Source organism: Pseudomonas sp. B21-028 (genome assembly GCF_024749045.1).
GTDB lineage: Bacteria > Pseudomonadota > Gammaproteobacteria > Pseudomonadales > Pseudomonadaceae > Aquipseudomonas.
Genome location: NZ_CP087184.1, coordinates 4300939 through 4317260 on the forward strand (window position 1 = coordinate 4300939; position 16322 = coordinate 4317260).

Annotated in this window: 14 protein-coding genes; all 14 read left to right on the forward strand. The window is 61.8% G+C overall.

Annotated features, from left to right (window positions below):
- Nucleotides 1–66 precede the first annotated feature (66 nt).
- The 14 genes from LOY35_RS18145 to nuoF all read left to right on the forward strand — a co-directional run bounded on the left by LOY35_RS18145 (nt 67) and on the right by nuoF (nt 16306).
- Complete coding sequence (locus tag LOY35_RS18145) at nt 67–2292, forward strand: NADP-dependent isocitrate dehydrogenase (protein WP_258625363.1); 2226 nt, start codon at nt 67–69, stop codon at nt 2290–2292.
- Nucleotides 2293–2530: 238 nt separating this feature from the next.
- Entirely contained in the window at nt 2531–2977 is a 447-nt protein-coding gene (locus LOY35_RS18150; protein WP_258625368.1) for an NUDIX hydrolase, read from the forward strand.
- Nucleotides 2978–3036: 59 nt separating this feature from the next.
- Complete coding sequence (gene mnmA / locus LOY35_RS18155) at nt 3037–4161, forward strand: tRNA 2-thiouridine(34) synthase MnmA (RefSeq protein WP_258625374.1); 1125 nt, start codon at nt 3037–3039, stop codon at nt 4159–4161.
- Complete coding sequence (hflD, locus tag LOY35_RS18160) at nt 4158–4781, forward strand: high frequency lysogenization protein HflD (RefSeq protein WP_258625378.1); 624 nt, start codon at nt 4158–4160, stop codon at nt 4779–4781. The genes mnmA and hflD overlap by 4 nt, the downstream gene beginning before the upstream one ends.
- A gap of 125 nt (nt 4782–4906) precedes the next feature.
- Nucleotides 4907–6277, forward strand: a complete 1371-nt coding sequence (gene purB, locus LOY35_RS18165; protein ID WP_258625390.1) for an adenylosuccinate lyase — start codon at nt 4907–4909, stop codon at nt 6275–6277.
- An 84-nt stretch (nt 6278–6361) separates the two neighbouring features.
- A complete protein-coding gene (locus tag LOY35_RS18170) occupies nt 6362–7528 on the forward strand; it encodes a cupin domain-containing protein (protein WP_258625391.1) in 1167 nt (388 codons plus the stop codon).
- Nucleotides 7521–7946, forward strand: coding sequence for a GNAT family N-acetyltransferase (locus tag LOY35_RS18175; protein WP_258625392.1), 426 nt, complete (start codon nt 7521–7523; stop codon nt 7944–7946). Before LOY35_RS18170 ends, LOY35_RS18175 begins: the two co-directional genes overlap by 8 nt.
- Before the next feature lie 303 nt (nt 7947–8249).
- On the forward strand, nt 8250–9011 hold the full coding sequence (locus LOY35_RS18180) for a secretin N-terminal domain-containing protein (RefSeq protein ID WP_047700708.1): 762 nt from the start codon (nt 8250–8252) through the stop codon (nt 9009–9011).
- Between the two features lie 492 nt (nt 9012–9503).
- Nucleotides 9504–10829 carry an isocitrate lyase gene (gene aceA / locus LOY35_RS18185; RefSeq protein ID WP_041021072.1) on the forward strand — a complete coding sequence of 442 codons (1326 nt, stop codon included), beginning with the start codon at nt 9504–9506 and terminating at the stop codon, nt 10827–10829.
- A 665-nt stretch (nt 10830–11494) separates the two neighbouring features.
- Nucleotides 11495–11908 carry an NADH-quinone oxidoreductase subunit A gene (locus LOY35_RS18190; protein WP_024779313.1) on the forward strand — a complete coding sequence of 138 codons (414 nt, stop codon included), beginning with the start codon at nt 11495–11497 and terminating at the stop codon, nt 11906–11908.
- 10 nt (nt 11909–11918) lie between these two features.
- Nucleotides 11919–12593: an NADH-quinone oxidoreductase subunit B family protein gene (locus tag LOY35_RS18195; RefSeq protein WP_024779314.1), complete on the forward strand. Its 675-nt coding sequence runs from the start codon at nt 11919–11921 to the stop codon at nt 12591–12593.
- A gap of 73 nt (nt 12594–12666) precedes the next feature.
- Nucleotides 12667–14451 carry an NADH-quinone oxidoreductase subunit C/D gene (gene nuoC, locus LOY35_RS18200; protein WP_258625394.1) on the forward strand — a complete coding sequence of 595 codons (1785 nt, stop codon included), beginning with the start codon at nt 12667–12669 and terminating at the stop codon, nt 14449–14451.
- Between the two features lie 2 nt (nt 14452–14453).
- The gene (gene nuoE / locus LOY35_RS18205; RefSeq protein ID WP_024779316.1) at nt 14454–14951 is read left to right on the forward strand and encodes an NADH-quinone oxidoreductase subunit NuoE; all 498 of its coding nucleotides are present in this window, start codon (nt 14454–14456) and stop codon (nt 14949–14951) included.
- Complete coding sequence (nuoF, locus tag LOY35_RS18210; RefSeq protein WP_258625396.1) at nt 14948–16306, forward strand: NADH-quinone oxidoreductase subunit NuoF; 1359 nt, start codon at nt 14948–14950, stop codon at nt 16304–16306. Before nuoE ends, nuoF begins: the two co-directional genes overlap by 4 nt.
- The last annotated feature ends 16 nt before the right edge of the window (nt 16307–16322 follow it).

Below are 16322 nucleotides of genomic sequence, written 5' to 3' on the forward strand. Positions count from 1 at the left end.
ACGCGCTTACCCGGCGCCCCTCGAGTTTCTGCGCATGCTTTAGCAAAGAAGAGAGTTAATCCGAATATGCCCACCCGCTCGAAGATCATCTATACCTTCACCGACGAAGCGCCCGCCCTCGCCACCTATTCGCTGCTGCCGATCGTCGAAGCCTTTACCGCTTCGGCCGAGATCGCCGTGGAAACCCGCGACATCTCCCTCGCAGGGCGCATCCTGGCCAGCTTCCCCGAGCAACTGGGTGACAAAGCCGTAGCCGACCACCTCGCCGAACTGGGCGACCTGGCCGTTACGCCTGAAGCCAACATCATCAAGCTGCCGAACATCAGCGCCTCGGTGCCGCAACTGCAGGCCGCGATCAAGGAATTGCAGGCCCAGGGCTACGCACTGCCGGACTACCCGGAAACCGTGACCAGCGAAGCCGACAAAGAAGCCAAGGCTCGCTACGACAAGATCAAGGGCAGCGCCGTGAACCCGGTCCTGCGTGAAGGCAACTCCGACCGCCGCGCACCGCTGTCGGTCAAGAACTATGCCCGCAAGCACCCGCACAAGATGGGCGCCTGGGCAGCCGACTCCAAATCCCACGTGGCCCACATGAGCACCGGCGATTTCTACGGCAGCGAAAAAGCCGCCCTGATCGACGCCGCCGGCAGCGTGAAAATCGAGCTGATCGCCCAGGACGGCACTGCCACCGTCCTGAAGGAAAAGACCACCGTGCAAGCCGGTGAGATCCTCGACTGCGCCGTGATGAGCAAGAATGCCCTGCGCGACTTCATCGCCGCCGAAATCGAAGACGCCAAGCAAAAAGGCGTACTGCTGTCGGTTCACCTCAAGGCCACCATGATGAAGGTCTCCGACCCGATCATGTTCGGCCAGATCGTCGCCGAGTTCTATAAGGACGCCCTGGCCAAGCACGCTCAGGTGCTGGAGCAGATCGGCTTCAACCTGAACAACGGCATCGGCGACCTGTACACCCGCATCAAGGCCCTGCCGGCCGAGCAGCAGGCGCAGATCGAAGCCGACATCCAGGCGGTCTACGCGGCGCGCCCATCCCTGGCGATGGTCAACTCCGATAAGGGCATCACCAACCTGCACGTGCCGAGCGACGTCATCGTCGACGCCTCGATGCCAGCCATGATCCGTGACTCCGGCAAGATGTGGGGCACCGACGGCCAGCTGCACGACACCAAGGCCGTGATCCCGGATCGCTGCTACGCCACCATCTACCAGGCGGTGATCGAAGACTGCAAGGCCAACGGCGCCTTCGACCCGACCACCATGGGCAGCGTGCCGAACGTCGGCCTGATGGCCAAGAAAGCCGAAGAGTACGGTTCCCACGACAAGACCTTCCAGATCAAGGCCGACGGCGTGGTCCGTGTCTCGGACAGCGCCGGTCGCACCCTGCTGGAGCAGAACGTCGAGGCTGGCGACATCTTCCGCATGTGCCAGACCAAGGACGCGCCGATCCAGGACTGGGTCAAGCTGGCCGTCAACCGCGCCCGCGCCAGCAACACCCCGGCCATCTTCTGGCTGGACCCGATGCGCGCCCATGACGGCGTGGTGATCGAAAAGGTCCAGGCTTACCTGAAGGACCACGACACCGCTGGCCTGGACCTGCGCATCATGTCGCCGGTCGACGCGATGAAGTTCACCCTGGCCCGCACCCGCGAAGGCAAGGACACCATTTCGGTGACCGGCAACGTCCTGCGCGACTACCTGACCGACCTGTTCCCGATCATGGAACTGGGCACCAGCGCCAAGATGCTGTCCATCGTGCCGCTGATGAACGGTGGCGGCCTGTTCGAAACCGGCGCTGGCGGTTCGGCACCCAAGCACGTTCAACAACTGCTGGAAGAAAACTTCCTGCGTTGGGACTCCCTGGGCGAATTCCTGGCCCTGGCCGCTTCCCTGGAACACCTGGGCGTGACCTACAACAACCCGAAAGCGCTGGTGCTGGCCAAGACCCTCGACCAGGCGACTGGCGAGTTCCTGGACCGCAACAAGTCGCCTTCGCGCAAGGTCGGCGGTATCGACAACCGTGGCAGCCACTTCTACCTGACCCTGTTCTGGGCCCAGGCACTGGCCGCCCAGGATGACGACGCAGCCCTCAAGGCGCAGTTCACCACCCTGGCCAAGACGCTGACCGACAACGAAGAAAAGATCGTTGCCGAGCTCAACGCCGTTCAAGGCAAGCCAGTGGACATCGGCGGCTACTACTTCGCCAACCCGGAGCTGACCAGCAAGGCCATGCGCCCGAGCGCCACCTTCAACGCGGCAATCGCTGCGCTGGTGTAAGGTTGTAAGGAAGCACCACGAACCCCGGCCTTGTGCCGGGGTTTGTGTTTTCAACCCATTCCCTTCTGGCCGGGGATTAGCTGCAGCTTTTGCATTCACCGCCCTCCCCTGTGGGAGCGAGCCTGCTCGCGATAGCGGTTTATCATCCAACACCTGTATTGGCTGACCCACCGCTATCGCGAGCAGGCTCGCTCCCACAGGGTTTGTGTTTCACCGTTCAAATTTTCGAGGACACTTCATGGACTGGCAACCCCACATCACCGTCGCCACCATCGTTGAGGACGACGGCCGCTTTCTGATGGTGGAGGAATCCAAGGGCGGGCGCGCCGTGCTCAATCAGCCCGCCGGGCACCTGGACCCGGACGAGACCCTGATCGAAGCCGCCGTGCGCGAAACCCTGGAAGAAACCGGCTGGGACGTCGAACCCACCAGCGTGATCGGCATCTACCTGTACACCGCTCCCAGCAATGGCGTGACCTACCAGCGGGTCTGCTTCGCCGCCAAAGCCCTCAAGCACCACCCCCACTATCAATTGGACGACGGCATCCTGGGCGCCCGATGGCTGACCCGCGACGAACTGCTCGAACAACGCGACCAATGGCGCAGCGAGCTGATCATCCGCTGCATCGACGATTATCTGGCCGGCCATCGCCACAGCCTGGCACTGATACGCCCTTCTCTTTAGCCTTGCGCGCCTGGGCCTGATAGAATCGCGTCCTTTTTCAAGACACTCATTGAATCCCTATGCGTGATCCAGCTCCTTCCGGCACCACCAAGAAGCGCGTCATTGTCGGCATGTCCGGCGGCGTGGACTCTTCCGTTTCCGCCCTTCTGCTGATCGAGCAGGGTTATGAGGTGGAAGGCCTGTTCATGAAGAACTGGGAAGAAGACGACGGAACCGAATACTGCACCGCCATGGACGACCTCGCGGACGCCCAGGCTGTATGCGACAAGATCGGCATCAAGCTGCACACCGCCAACTTCGCCGCCGAATATTGGGACAACGTGTTCGAGCACTTCCTGGCCGAGTACAAGGCCGGTCGCACGCCGAACCCGGACATCCTCTGCAACCGCGAAATCAAGTTCAAGGCGTTCCTCGACTACGCCATGATGCTGGGCGCCGATCTGATCGCCACCGGTCACTACGTGCGCCGCCGCGACATCGACGGGCGCACCGAGCTGCTCAAGGGCCTGGACCCGAACAAGGACCAGAGCTACTTCCTGCATGCCGTCGGCGGCGAGCAGATTGCCAAGACGCTGTTCCCGGTAGGCGAACTGGAGAAGCCCGAAGTGCGGGCCATCGCCGAAAAACACCAGCTCGCCACCGCCAAGAAGAAGGATTCCACCGGGATCTGCTTCATCGGCGAACGGCGCTTCAGCGATTTCCTCAAGCAATACCTGCCGGCCCAGCCGGGCGAGATCAAAACCACCGAAGGCGAAGTCATCGGCCGTCACCATGGCCTGATGTACCACACCATCGGCCAGCGCCAGGGCCTGGGCATTGGCGGGTTGAAAGACGCCGGTGAAGAGCCGTGGTACGTGCTGATCAAGGACCTGGAGCACAACGAGCTGATCGTCGGCCAGGGCAACGACCACCCCTGGTTGTTTTCCCGCGCCCTGCTCGCCTCCGACATCTATTGGGTCAACCCCATCGACCTGAGCGAACCGCGCCGCCTGACGGCCAAGGTGCGCTATCGTCAGGGCGACCAGCCCTGCACCCTGGAAAAAACCGCCACGGGCTACCGTGCCACCTTCGACGACCCACAGCGGGCGGTGACGCCCGGCCAGTCCGTGGTGTTCTACGACGGCGAAATCTGCCTGGGCGGCGGCGTGATCGAAGTCGCAGAGCCGTGGAGCAGCAAGGCATGAACCCGACCCAGGAGCAACTGACAGCGCTGGGCGGTGTATTCCTCGCCGCCGTGCTGGTGGACCGGATCGCCAAGACCGGCCAGACCTCCGAGGCCGGCCTGAGCTGCATGCTCGGCAGCCTGCTGGTACGCGACCCCAAGGACACCCTGGAAGTCTACGGCGGCGACGACCTGAACCTGCGCGAAGGCTATCGCGCGTTGATCGGCGCCCTGGAGCGCGACCCCAGCGCCCTGCAACGCGAACCGCTGCGCTATGCCCTGTCGATGCTCGGCCTCGAGCGCCAGCTCGCCAAGCGCGACGACCTGCTGGACACCATCGGCAAGCGCCTGCCGCAGATCCAGTCCCAAGTCGAACATTTCGGCCCCTCCCACGAAAACGTCATCGCTGCCTGCGGCGCGCTGTACCAGGACACCCTGAGCACCCTGCGCCAGCGTATCCAGGTGCACGGCGACATGCGCAATCTGCAGCAACCGAGCAACGCCTCGAAGATTCGCGCCCTGTTGCTGGCGGGCATCCGTTCGGCACGGCTGTGGCGGCAACTGGGTGGGCATCGCTGGCAGTTAGTGATCAGCCGACGCAAATTGCTGAAAGAGCTTTACCCGTTGATGCGCAACGAATAAGTCGCCTCAACCCGCTTTTTTTACTTCATCACGCGTAATACGCCGGTCAGTTGGCGACGGACCGGCGCTTGTTTTCATGTATGATACGCGCCCCATTTCGTTGCCCGACTGTCCGAGAACACCCCATGCAGCTCTCTTCGCTCACTGCGGTTTCCCCTGTAGACGGCCGCTACGCCGGCAAAACCCAGGCCCTGCGCCCGATTTTCAGCGAGTACGGCCTGATCCGTGCCCGCGTCCTGGTTGAAGTGCGCTGGCTCCAGCGCCTGGCCGCCCATCCCGCCATCGGCGAAGTCCCGGCGTTTTCCGCCGAAGCCAACGCGGTGCTCAACACCCTGGCGGACAACTTCGCGCTGGAGCACGCCGAGCGCGTCAAAGAGATCGAGCGCACCACCAACCACGACGTCAAGGCGATCGAGTACCTGCTCAAGGAGCAGGCGGCCAAGCTGCCGGAACTGGCCAACGTCAGCGAGTTCATCCACTTCGCCTGCACCAGCGAGGACATCAACAACCTGTCCCACGCCCTGATGCTGCGCGAAGGCCGTGACGACGTGATGCTGCCGTTGATGCGCCAGGTCGCCCAGGCCATCCGCGAGCTGGCGATCCGTTTCGCCGACGTACCGATGCTGTCGCGCACCCACGGTCAACCGGCGTCGCCGACCACCCTGGGCAAAGAGCTGGCGAACGTGGTGTATCGCCTGGAGCGCCAGATCGCCCAAGTCGCCGCCGTGCCGCTGCTGGGCAAGATCAACGGTGCCGTGGGCAACTACAACGCCCACTTGTCGGCCTACCCGCAGATCGACTGGGAAGCCAACGCCCGCGCCTTCATCGAAGACGAACTGGGCTTGAGTTTCAACCCGTACACCACCCAGATCGAACCGCACGACTATATCGCCGAGCTGTTCGACGCGATCGCGCGCTTCAACACCATCCTGATCGACTTCGACCGCGACATCTGGGGCTACATCTCCCTGGGCTACTTCAAGCAGCGCACCATTGCCGGCGAGATCGGTTCCTCGACCATGCCGCACAAGGTCAACCCGATCGACTTCGAAAACTCCGAAGGCAACCTGGGCATCGCCAATGCACTGTTCCAGCACCTGGCGAGCAAACTGCCGATCTCCCGCTGGCAGCGCGACCTGACCGACTCCACCGTGCTGCGCAACCTGGGCGTGGGCTTTGCTCACAGCGTCATCGCCTACGAAGCCAGCCTCAAGGGCATCAGCAAGCTGGAACTGAACGAGCAGAAGATTGCCGCTGACCTGGACGCCTGCTGGGAAGTCCTGGCTGAACCGATCCAGACCGTGATGCGTCGCTACAACATCGAGAACCCGTACGAAAAATTGAAAGAACTGACCCGTGGCAAGGGCATCAGCCCTGAAGCGCTGCAGACTTTCATCGATGGCCTGGACATGCCTGCCGATGCCAAGTCGGAGCTGAAGAAGCTGACCCCGGCCAGCTACATCGGCAACGCGGCGGAACAAGCCAAGCGCATCTGACACACGGCTGCACCCTTGAGACGCCCGGCCGCGCCGGGCGTTTTTATTCGCGTCTGAAAAGTATATTTTTTCAATAGGTTACACATGAATCCTGATATTCCTCTGCAACTCCTGGGCGGCATCACGGCACGGGAGTTCCTGCGCGACTACTGGCAGAAAAAACCGCTGCTGATCCGCCAGGCGATTCCTGACTTCGAAAGCCCGATCGATGCCGACGAACTGGCCGGCCTGGCCCTGGAAGAAGAAGTCGAATCGCGCCTGGTGCTCGAGCACGGCGAACGCCCGTGGGAACTGCGTCGCGGCCCGTTCGCCGAAGACGAATTCAGCAAACTGCCGGAACGCGACTGGACCCTGCTGGTGCAGGCGGTAGACCAGTTCGTCCCGGAAGTCAGCGAACTGCTGGAGCACTTCCGTTTCCTGCCGAGCTGGCGCATCGACGACGTGATGATCAGCTTCGCCGCCCCGGGTGGCAGCGTCGGCCCGCACTTCGATAACTACGACGTGTTCCTGCTGCAAGGCCATGGCAAGCGCAACTGGAAAATCGGCCAGATGTGCGACTCCGACAGCCCGCTGCTACCCCATGCCGACCTGCGCATCCTCGCCGACTTCGACGCCACCGACGAGTGGGTCCTGGAACCGGGCGACATGCTCTACCTGCCGCCGCGCCTGGCCCATTGCGGCGTGGCCGTGGATGACTGCATGACCTACTCCGTGGGCTTTCGCGCACCGAGCGCCGCCGAAGTGCTGACCCACTTCACCGACTTCCTCAGCCAGTTCCTGCCGGACGAAGAGCGCTACACCGACGCCGACGCGCGCCCGGTAAGCGATCCGCACCAGATCCAGCACGACGCCCTCGACCGCCTCAAGGGCTTGCTGGCCGAGCACATGAGCGACGAACGCCTGCTGCTGACCTGGTTCGGCCAGTTCATGACCGAGCCGCGCTACCCGGAACTGGTGGTAGGGCCGGAGCTGGAAGAGGACGACCTGCTGGCCGGCCTGGAACAGGGCGCCGTGATCATCCGCAACCCGAGCGCGCGCCTGGCCTGGTCGGAAGTCGATGACGACCTGCTGCTGTTCGCCAGCGGCCAGAGCCGCTACCTGCCAGGCAAGCTGCGCGAGCTGCTGAAAATGATCTGCGCGGCCGACGCCCTGCATATTGAAAACCTCAGCCCATGGCTGGCCGACGAAGACGGTCGCGGCCTGATCTGTGAGCTGGTCAAGCAAGGCAGCCTGGGGTTCGCCGATGAATAAAATCCACGTTCGTGTCGCAGACTGGCAAAAGGAAAACGCCGAGATCCGGCGCATTCGTGAGAGCGTATTCATTGTCGAGCAGTCCGTCCCACCTGAGCTGGAATGGGATGCCGACGATCAGGGCGCGGTGCATTTCCTCGCCTTCGAAGGCGACTTCCCTATCGGCACCGCCCGCCTGCTGACCGACGGGCATGTCGGGCGCGTCTCGGTGCTCAAGGACTGGCGCGGCCTGAAGGTCGGCGACGCCCTGATGCACGCGGTGATCGTGGAGGCCGAAAAGCGCGGCCTCAAGCAACAGAAACTCAGCGCCCAGGTGCACGCCACGCCGTTCTATGAGCGACTGGGCTTCGCCGTGGTCAGCGAAGAGTTCCTGGAAGCCGGGATCCCCCATGTGGACATGGTGCGTCGCTCCGCTTGACGCTCCTGAAGGAGCCCTCTCTGTGGCGAGGGGATTTATCCCCGCTGGGCTGCGAGGCAGCCCCAAAGCCCTGCGACTCGGTGTATCAGGTGGATTGAGTCGCCTGTTTTGGGGCAGCTTTGCAGCCCTGCGGGGATAAATCCCCTCGCCACAAATAAATCCCCTCGCCACAAGACCACCTGCAACACCTGAAACGCCCCGCCATCCACCGATGCCGGGGCGTTTTGCCGTCTATCATTCAACTTGCCCCACCCTGGGCCGACAAACTGGCAATATCCAGCCTTTGTCCCGCGGAGAAACGGAATGTCCCTACGCACCCTCCTGGCCACCCTGCTGCTCGGCTGCAGCCTGTCGGTCATGGCCGACACGCAAATCGTCCCGTTGAACTACCGTACCAGCGCCGACCTGCTTCCGGTGGCGCAGAACTTCATCGGCAAGGACGGCCAGGTCAGCGCCTATGGCAATCAACTGATCGTCAACGCCGCTCCCGGCAAGATCGAGGAGCTCCGCCAATTCCTGGCCCAATTGGACACCGCCCCCAAGCGCTTGCTGATCACCGTCGACACCAACGAAAACAACCTGCAAGGCGACCAGGGCTATTCCATCAACGGTGCCGCCCCCAGCCAGACCCGCATCATCAACCGCAGCACGGCCAGCCGTGACGGCGGCGTGCAACAGGTACAAGCCAGCGAAGGTCAGCCGGCGCTGATCCAGGTCGGCCAGAGCGTACCGTTCACCAGCAACCAGACCGACAGCTACGGTCGCATGCAGAGCCAGACCGAATACCGCAACGTCACTCAGGGTTTCTATGTCACCGCCAGCGTCACCGGCGAGACCGTTCATCTGAGCATCAGTACCAACCGTGACCGCATGAGCCAGGAACGTCCCGATGTAGTGAACGTTCAGAGTACCGACACAACTGTCAGCGGACGGCTGGGTGAATGGATCACTCTGGCCGGCGTGAATCGCCAGACCCAGGCCGATAAACAGGGCCTGACCCGCAGCTACTCGACTCAGGGCCGCGACGACATGATTCTGCGGGTCAAGGTCGATACCTTGAACTGAAGCACCAGAAACTGACTGATGAGTCGTATTAGACCAAAGATGTAGTGCCTGAAAAAAAGCACTACAAAACGTTTGACGAGCCAAAAAACCGAAGGCATGATGGCCTCGCTCCCGCTAATCAGGGGCCCTGGCAAGGGCCTTCGGGTCGTCGCTTGCACCTACCCCGCAAGCCGATTCGTGTCTGTACCGCCCACAAGGTGTGTTTGACGAGGTTGCGACTGGAACGAAGTTGTCCCGAGGGACGGAAGCGTAACTAGGTAACCCGGCATCACTCTGAGTTCGTACAAGGGCCCACGACGCCCGAATGCGCCCGCAGTCCGCCTCTACCTGCTCACTTTCCCCTCGAGCCCATCGTTCATCCCGTCGCCTCCCCGCCTGAACCGACTTGCATGCCCGGCCCCCTGGCCAGCGAGCAGCCTTCTTCGCCAATGACTGGCGGATCGGCAGGAGCAGGAATCTTCCACACCCGACGATGCGACGAGGTTTATCTCCATGGCACTGACACGCGAACAGCAAATTGCAGCCCTTGAAAAAGACTGGGCTGAGAACCCACGCTGGAAAGGCGTGAAGCGCAATTATTCCGCTGCTGACGTCGTCCGCCTGCGCGGCTCGGTTCAACCTGAGCACACCTTTGCGAAAATGGGCGCCGAAAAGCTGTGGAACCTGGTGACCCAGGGCGCCAAGCCATCCTTCCGTCCCGAGAAAGATTTCGTCAACTGCATGGGCGCCCTGACCGGCGGCCAGGCGGTACAACAAGTCAAGGCCGGCATCCAGGCGATCTACCTGTCGGGCTGGCAAGTGGCCGCGGACAACAACTCCGCCGAATCGATGTACCCCGACCAGTCGCTGTACCCGGTGGACTCGGTTCCGACCGTGGTCAAGCGCATCAACAACTCGTTCCGTCGCGCCGACCAGATCCAGTGGAAAGCTGGCAAGAACCCGGGCGACGAAGGCTACATCGACTACTTCGCGCCGATCGTGGCTGACGCCGAAGCCGGTTTCGGCGGCGTCCTGAACGCCTACGAGCTGATGAAGAGCATGATCGAGGCAGGCGCCGCCGGCGTTCACTTCGAAGACCAACTGGCTTCGGTGAAGAAATGCGGCCACATGGGCGGCAAGGTACTGGTACCGACCCAGGAAGCCGTGCAGAAGCTGACCGCAGCTCGCCTGGCCGCCGACGTTGCCGGTGTACCGACCATCATCCTGGCCCGTACCGACGCCAACGCCGCTGACCTGCTGACTTCCGACTGCGATCCGTACGATCAGCCGTTCGTGACCGGCACCCGCACCCAGGAAGGCTTCTACAAGGTCCGCGCCGGCCTCGACCAGGCCATCGCCCGCGGCCTGGCCTACGCGCCGTACGCCGACTTGATCTGGTGCGAAACCGCCAAGCCGGACCTGGACGAGGCTCGCCGCTTCGCCGAAGCGATCAAGAAGGAATACCCGGACCAGATCCTGTCGTACAACTGCTCGCCTTCCTTCAACTGGAAGAAGAACCTGGACGACGCGACCATCGCCAAGTTCCAGCGCGAACTGTCCGCCATGGGCTACAAGCACCAGTTCATCACCCTGGCCGGCATTCACAACATGTGGCACAGCATGTTCAACCTGGCGCACGACTACGCCCGCAACGACATGACCGCCTACGTGAAGCTGCAGGAGCAGGAATTCGCCGACGCCGCCAAGGGTTACACCTTCGTGGCTCACCAGCAGGAAGTGGGCACCGGCTACTTCGACGACATGACCACCGTGATCCAGGGTGGCACTTCGTCGGTGACCGCGCTGACCGGTTCGACCGAAGAAGAACAGTTCCACTGATCAATGGGTAACGGCCCTTGCGGACCGAATAAAAGCTAACCGCAAGGCCGACGATCTGACGCCCCGACTGGTTCGGGGCTTTTTTTCGCCCTGCATATTCAATAACAACATCGAACCCTGTGGGAGCCGAGCTTGCTCACGATAGCGGCATCTCTGTCGACAACGATGTTGACTGGTCCATCGCCATCGCGAGCAAGCTCGGCTCCCACAAGTCTTGCAGCTTGACTGACAGGCATTGGCCAGAACAAATCGAAGAGTCTTCAGAAAAATTGATCGAACGCAGTAACAGGCAGTCTGAAAAAGAGTAAAACGGCCAGCGCTGACAAATGCAGTAGCGACCCTGTAAGAAAAGTTCTCAGCTACTGCACCGGGTTATTGATGAAAGGCCCGGACAAACAATAATAATTATCATTTGGAAGGCATTATCATTGTTACAGCGCCCACGAAACAAAGTGGATGAATAATCGGCCGATGCCCACTGGGCCTGGGCTGCGCAGCCTTGGAGGTGCGCTATGTCCTTATTCCAATAAATAATTTCGCTATAGGAATTTTACTTGCCCGGTGTTTAGCCATAAAATCACCGCGATTGATTGCTGCGACATATCGTCACTGCGTTATTTCTTTCAAGCTCAGAGGCCCTTTGCCCTCTGTTAAGGATTTCCAGCATGCCCGAAGCGACAGGACTCATGGCCCACAACTGGGGCTTTGCCATTTTCCTTCTGGGTGTCGTCGGCCTGTGTGCCTTCATGCTCGGGCTGTCGAGCCTGCTCGGGTCAAAAGCCTGGGGCCGCAGCAAAAACGAACCGTTCGAGTCCGGCATGCTGCCTACCGGTGGCGCCCGCTTACGGCTCTCAGCCAAATTCTATCTGGTCGCGATGCTCTTCGTGATCTTCGATATCGAAGCCCTCTTTCTCTTTGCCTGGTCTGTGTCCGTCCGCGAAAGCGGCTGGACCGGATTTGTCGAAGCTCTCGTTTTCATAGCAATTCTGTTGGCAGGTCTTGTCTACCTTTTCCGGGTGGGGGCACTTGATTGGGCTCCGGAAGCTCGGCGCAAGCGGCAAGCGAAGCTGAAACAATGAGGCTTTGGCAATGCAATACAATCTCACCAGGATCGACCCCGATGCTCCTAACGAGCAGTATCCGATTGGCGAACGGGAAACCGTTTCCGATCCGTTAGAAGATCAAGTCCACAAGAATATCTTCATGGGCAAGCTCGAAGACGTGCTGAACAGCACGGTCAACTGGGGTCGCAAGAACTCCCTGTGGCCGTACAACTTCGGCCTTTCGTGCTGCTACGTGGAAATGACTACCGCCTTCACGGCGCCCCACGACATCGCGCGCTTTGGCGCCGAGGTGATCCGGGCATCGCCGCGTCAGGCGGATTTCATGGTTATCGCCGGTACCTGCTTCATCAAGATGGCGCCGATCATCCAGCGTCTCTATGAGCAAATGCTCGAACCGAAGTGGGTGATCTCCATGGGTTCGTGCGCCAACTCTGGTGGCATGTACGACATCTATTCCGTCGTTCAAGGGGTGGACAAGTTCCTGCCCGTGGACGTCTACGTGCCTGGCTGCCCGCCCCGCCCCGAAGCTTTCCTGCAAGGCCTGATGCTGTTGCAGGAGTCGATTGGCCAAGAGCGTCGCCCACTGTCCTGGGTCGTTGGTGATCAAGGCGTCTATCGCGCCGAGATGCCGTCGCAAAAGGAACAGCGCCGCGAACAGCGTATCGCAGTCACCAACCTGCGCAGCCCCGACGAAGTCTGATCCAGCTCTGTTCCTGAACAAGAAACACGAACCTGGCTTCATTCTTTACGTTGACCGAAAGCGATAAATAACCATGACTACAGGCAGTGCTCTGTACATCCCGCCTTACAAGGCAGACGACCAGGATGTGGTCGTCGAACTGAACAACCGTTTTGGCCCCGAGGCGTTCACCGCCCAGCCGACCCGCACCGGCATGCCGGTGCTTTGGGTTGCCCGTGCCAGACTCGTCGAAGTCCTGACCTTCCTGCGCAACCTGCCCAAGCCGTACGTCATGCTCTATGACCTGCACGGCGTGGACGAGCGCCTGCGCACCAAGCGCCAGGGCCTGCCCGACGGCGTCGACTTCACCGTGTTCTATCACCTGATGTCGATCGAGCGTAATAGTGACGTAATGATCAAGGTCGCCTTGTCCGAGAGCGACCTCAGCGTGCCGACCGTGACCGGCATCTGGCCGAACGCCAACTGGTACGAACGTGAAGTGTGGGACATGTACGGGATCGATTTCCCCGGCCACCCGCACCTGACGCGCATCATGATGCCGCCGACCTGGGAAGGTCACCCGCTGCGCAAGGACTTCCCGGCTCGTGCCACCGAATTCGACCCGTTCAGCCTGTCCCTGGCCAAGCAACAGCTCGAGGAAGAAGCCGCGCGCTTCAAGCCTGAAGACTGGGGCATGAAGCGTTCCGGCGCCAACGAGGACTACATGTTCCTCAACCTGGGCCCGAACCACCCTTCGGCCCACGGTGCGTTCCGCATCATCCTGCAACTGGACGGCGAAGAGATCGTCGACTGCGTCCCGGACATCGGCTACCACCACCGTGGCGCCGAGAAAATGGCCGAGCGCCAGTCCTGGCACAGCTACATTCCGTACACCGACCGCATCGACTACCTCGGCGGCGTGATGAACAACCTGCCGTACGTGCTTTCGGTCGAGAAACTGGCCGGGATCAAGGTGCCGGACCGGGTCGACGTCATCCGCATCATGATGGCCGAGTTCTTCCGCATCACCAGCCACCTGCTGTTCCTGGGCACCTACATCCAGGACGTGGGCGCCATGACGCCGGTGTTCTTCACCTTCACCGACCGCCAGAAGGCGTACACGGTGATCGAAGCCATCACCGGCTTCCGCCTGCACCCGGCCTGGTACCGCATCGGTGGCGTGGCCCACGACCTGCCACGTGGCTGGGAAAAGCTGGTCAAGGACTTCGTCGATTGGATGCCCAAGCGCCTGGACGAATACACCAAGGCCGCCCTGCAGAACAGCATCCTCAAGGGTCGCACCATCGGCGTCGCCGCCTACAACACCAAGGAAGCCCTGGAATGGGGCGTCACCGGTGCCGGCTTGCGTTCCACCGGTTGCGACTTCGACCTGCGCAAGGCACGCCCCTACTCCGGCTACGAGAACTTCGAATTCGAAGTACCGCTGGCGGTCAACGGCGATGCCTATGACCGCTGCATGGTTCGCGTCGAGGAGATGCGCCAGAGCATCAAGATCATCGACCAATGCATGCGCAACATGCCGGAAGGCCCGTACAAGGCAGATCACCCGCTGACCACGCCGCCGCCCAAGGAGCGCACGCTGCAGCACATCGAGACCCTGATCACGCACTTCCTGCAGGTTTCGTGGGGCCCGGTCATGCCGGCCAACGAGTCCTTCCAGATGATCGAAGCGACCAAGGGCATCAACAGTTATTACCTGACGAGCGACGGCGGCACCATGAGCTACCGCACCCGGATCCGCACCCCAAGCTACCCGCACCTGCAGCAGATCCCTTCGGTGATCAAAGGCAGCATGGTCGCGGACTTGATCGCGTACCTGGGTAGTATCGATTTCGTTATGGCCGACGTGGACCGCTAAGCATGAACAGCACGCTTATCCAGACAGACCGTTTCGCCCTGAGCGAAACCGAGCGCTCGGCCATCGAGCACGAGCTGCATCACTACGAAGACCCGCGCGCGGCGTCGATCGAAGCCCTGAAGATCGTCCAGAAGGAACGTGGCTGGGTGCCTGACGGCGCGCTCTACGCCATCGGCGAGATCCTCGGCATCCCGGCGAGCGACGTCGAAGGCGTCGCCACCTTCTACAGCCAGATCTTCCGTCAGCCCGTCGGCCGCCACATCATTCGCGTCTGCGACAGCATGGTCTGCTACATCGGCGGCCATGAATCCGTGGTCAGCGAAATCCAGAGCAAGCTGGGCATCGGCCTGGGCCAGACCACCGCCGACGGCCGTTTCACGCTGCTGCCGGTGTGCTGCCTGGGCAACTGCGACAAGGCCCCGGCGCTGATGATCGACGACGACACCTTCGGTGACGTTGCACCCGCTGGCGTCGCCAAATTGCTGGAGGGCTACGTATGACCCTGACTTCCTTCGGGCCCGCCAACCGCATCCAGCGTTCGGCCGAAACCCATCCCCTGACCTGGCGCCTGCGTGACGACGGCGAAGCCGTGTGGCTGGACGAGTACCAGGCCAAGAACGGCTACGCCGCCGCGCGCAAAGCGTTCGCCGACATGGCCCAGGACGACATCGTCCAGACCGTGAAGGACTCCGGTCTCAAGGGTCGCGGCGGTGCGGGCTTCCCCACCGGCGTGAAGTGGGGCCTGATGCCCAAGGACGAATCCATCGACATCCGCTACCTGCTCTGCAACGCGGATGAAATGGAACCCAACACCTGGAAGGACCGCATGCTGATGGAGCAACTGCCCCATCTGCTGATCGAAGGCATGCTGATCAGCGCCCGTGCGCTGAAAACCTACCGTGGCTACATCTTCCTGCGCGGCGAATACACCACCGCCGCCAAGCACCTGAACCGTGCCGTGGCAGAAGCCAAGGCTGCAGGCCTCCTGGGCAAGAACATCCTGGGCAGTGGCTTCGATTTCGAGCTGTTCGTCCACACCGGTGCCGGGCGCTACATCTGCGGTGAAGAAACCGCACTGATCAACTCCCTGGAAGGCCGCCGCGCCAACCCGCGCTCCAAGCCGCCCTTCCCGGCCGCCGTGGGCGTGTGGGGCAAGCCGACCTGCGTAAACAACGTCGAGACCCTGTGCAACGTGCCGGCGATCATCGCCGACGGCGTGGACTGGTACAAATCCCTGGCCCGCGACGGCAGCGAAGACATGGGCACCAAGCTCATGGGCTTCTCCGGCAAGGTCAAGAACCCCGGCCTGTGGGAACTGCCTTTCGGCGTCACCGGCCGCGAGCTGTTCGAGGACTACGCCGGCGGCATGCGCGACGGCTACAAGCTCAAGTGCTGGCAGCCCGGTGGTGCCGGTACCGGTTTCCTGTTGCCGGAACACCTGGACGCACAGATGTACGCCGGCGGCATCGCCAAGGTGGGCACCCGGATGGGGACCGGCCTGGCCATGGCGGTGGACGACAGCGTCAACATGGTGTCGCTGCTGCGCAACATGGAGCAGTTTTTCTCCCGTGAGTCCTGCGGCTTCTGCACCCCTTGCCGCGATGGCCTGCCCTGGAGCGTCAAGCTGCTGATGGCCATCGAGAACGGCGAAGGCCAGCCCGGCGACATCGAGACCCTGCTGGGTCTGGTGGGTTTCCTCGGCCCAGGCAAGACCTTCTGTGCTCACGCACCGGGTGCCGTGGAGCCGTTGGGCAGCGCGATCAAATACTTCCGCTCTGAATTCGAGGCCGGCATCGCGCCCACCCGCGCAGGCGATCTCAATCAGGTGGTCACGCCGACCATGGTCGGCGCGTAACACGCTTAAAGGCGAA

Excerpts from the sequence above, each read along its gene's own strand:
- LOY35_RS18190 (WP_024779313.1), top strand. The coding sequence starts at position 11,495 with ATGCCCGAAGCGACAGGACTCATGGCCCACAACTGGGGCTTTGCCATT.
- LOY35_RS18175 (WP_258625392.1), top strand. The coding sequence starts at position 7,521 with ATGAATAAAATCCACGTTCGTGTCGCAGACTGGCAAAAGGAAAACGCC.
- aceA (WP_041021072.1), top strand. The coding sequence starts at position 9,504 with ATGGCACTGACACGCGAACAGCAAATTGCAGCCCTTGAAAAAGACTGG.
- LOY35_RS18170 (WP_258625391.1), top strand. The coding sequence starts at position 6,362 with ATGAATCCTGATATTCCTCTGCAACTCCTGGGCGGCATCACGGCACGG.
- LOY35_RS18145 (WP_258625363.1), top strand. The coding sequence starts at position 67 with ATGCCCACCCGCTCGAAGATCATCTATACCTTCACCGACGAAGCGCCC.
- nuoC (WP_258625394.1), top strand. The coding sequence starts at position 12,667 with ATGACTACAGGCAGTGCTCTGTACATCCCGCCTTACAAGGCAGACGAC.
- purB (WP_258625390.1), top strand. The coding sequence starts at position 4,907 with ATGCAGCTCTCTTCGCTCACTGCGGTTTCCCCTGTAGACGGCCGCTAC.
- LOY35_RS18195 (WP_024779314.1), top strand. The coding sequence starts at position 11,919 with ATGCAATACAATCTCACCAGGATCGACCCCGATGCTCCTAACGAGCAG.
- LOY35_RS18180 (WP_047700708.1), top strand. The coding sequence starts at position 8,250 with ATGTCCCTACGCACCCTCCTGGCCACCCTGCTGCTCGGCTGCAGCCTG.
- LOY35_RS18150 (WP_258625368.1), top strand. The coding sequence starts at position 2,531 with ATGGACTGGCAACCCCACATCACCGTCGCCACCATCGTTGAGGACGAC.
- nuoE (WP_024779316.1), top strand. The coding sequence starts at position 14,454 with ATGAACAGCACGCTTATCCAGACAGACCGTTTCGCCCTGAGCGAAACC.
- hflD (WP_258625378.1), top strand. The coding sequence starts at position 4,158 with ATGAACCCGACCCAGGAGCAACTGACAGCGCTGGGCGGTGTATTCCTC.
- mnmA (WP_258625374.1), top strand. The coding sequence starts at position 3,037 with ATGCGTGATCCAGCTCCTTCCGGCACCACCAAGAAGCGCGTCATTGTC.
- nuoF (WP_258625396.1), top strand. The coding sequence starts at position 14,948 with ATGACCCTGACTTCCTTCGGGCCCGCCAACCGCATCCAGCGTTCGGCC.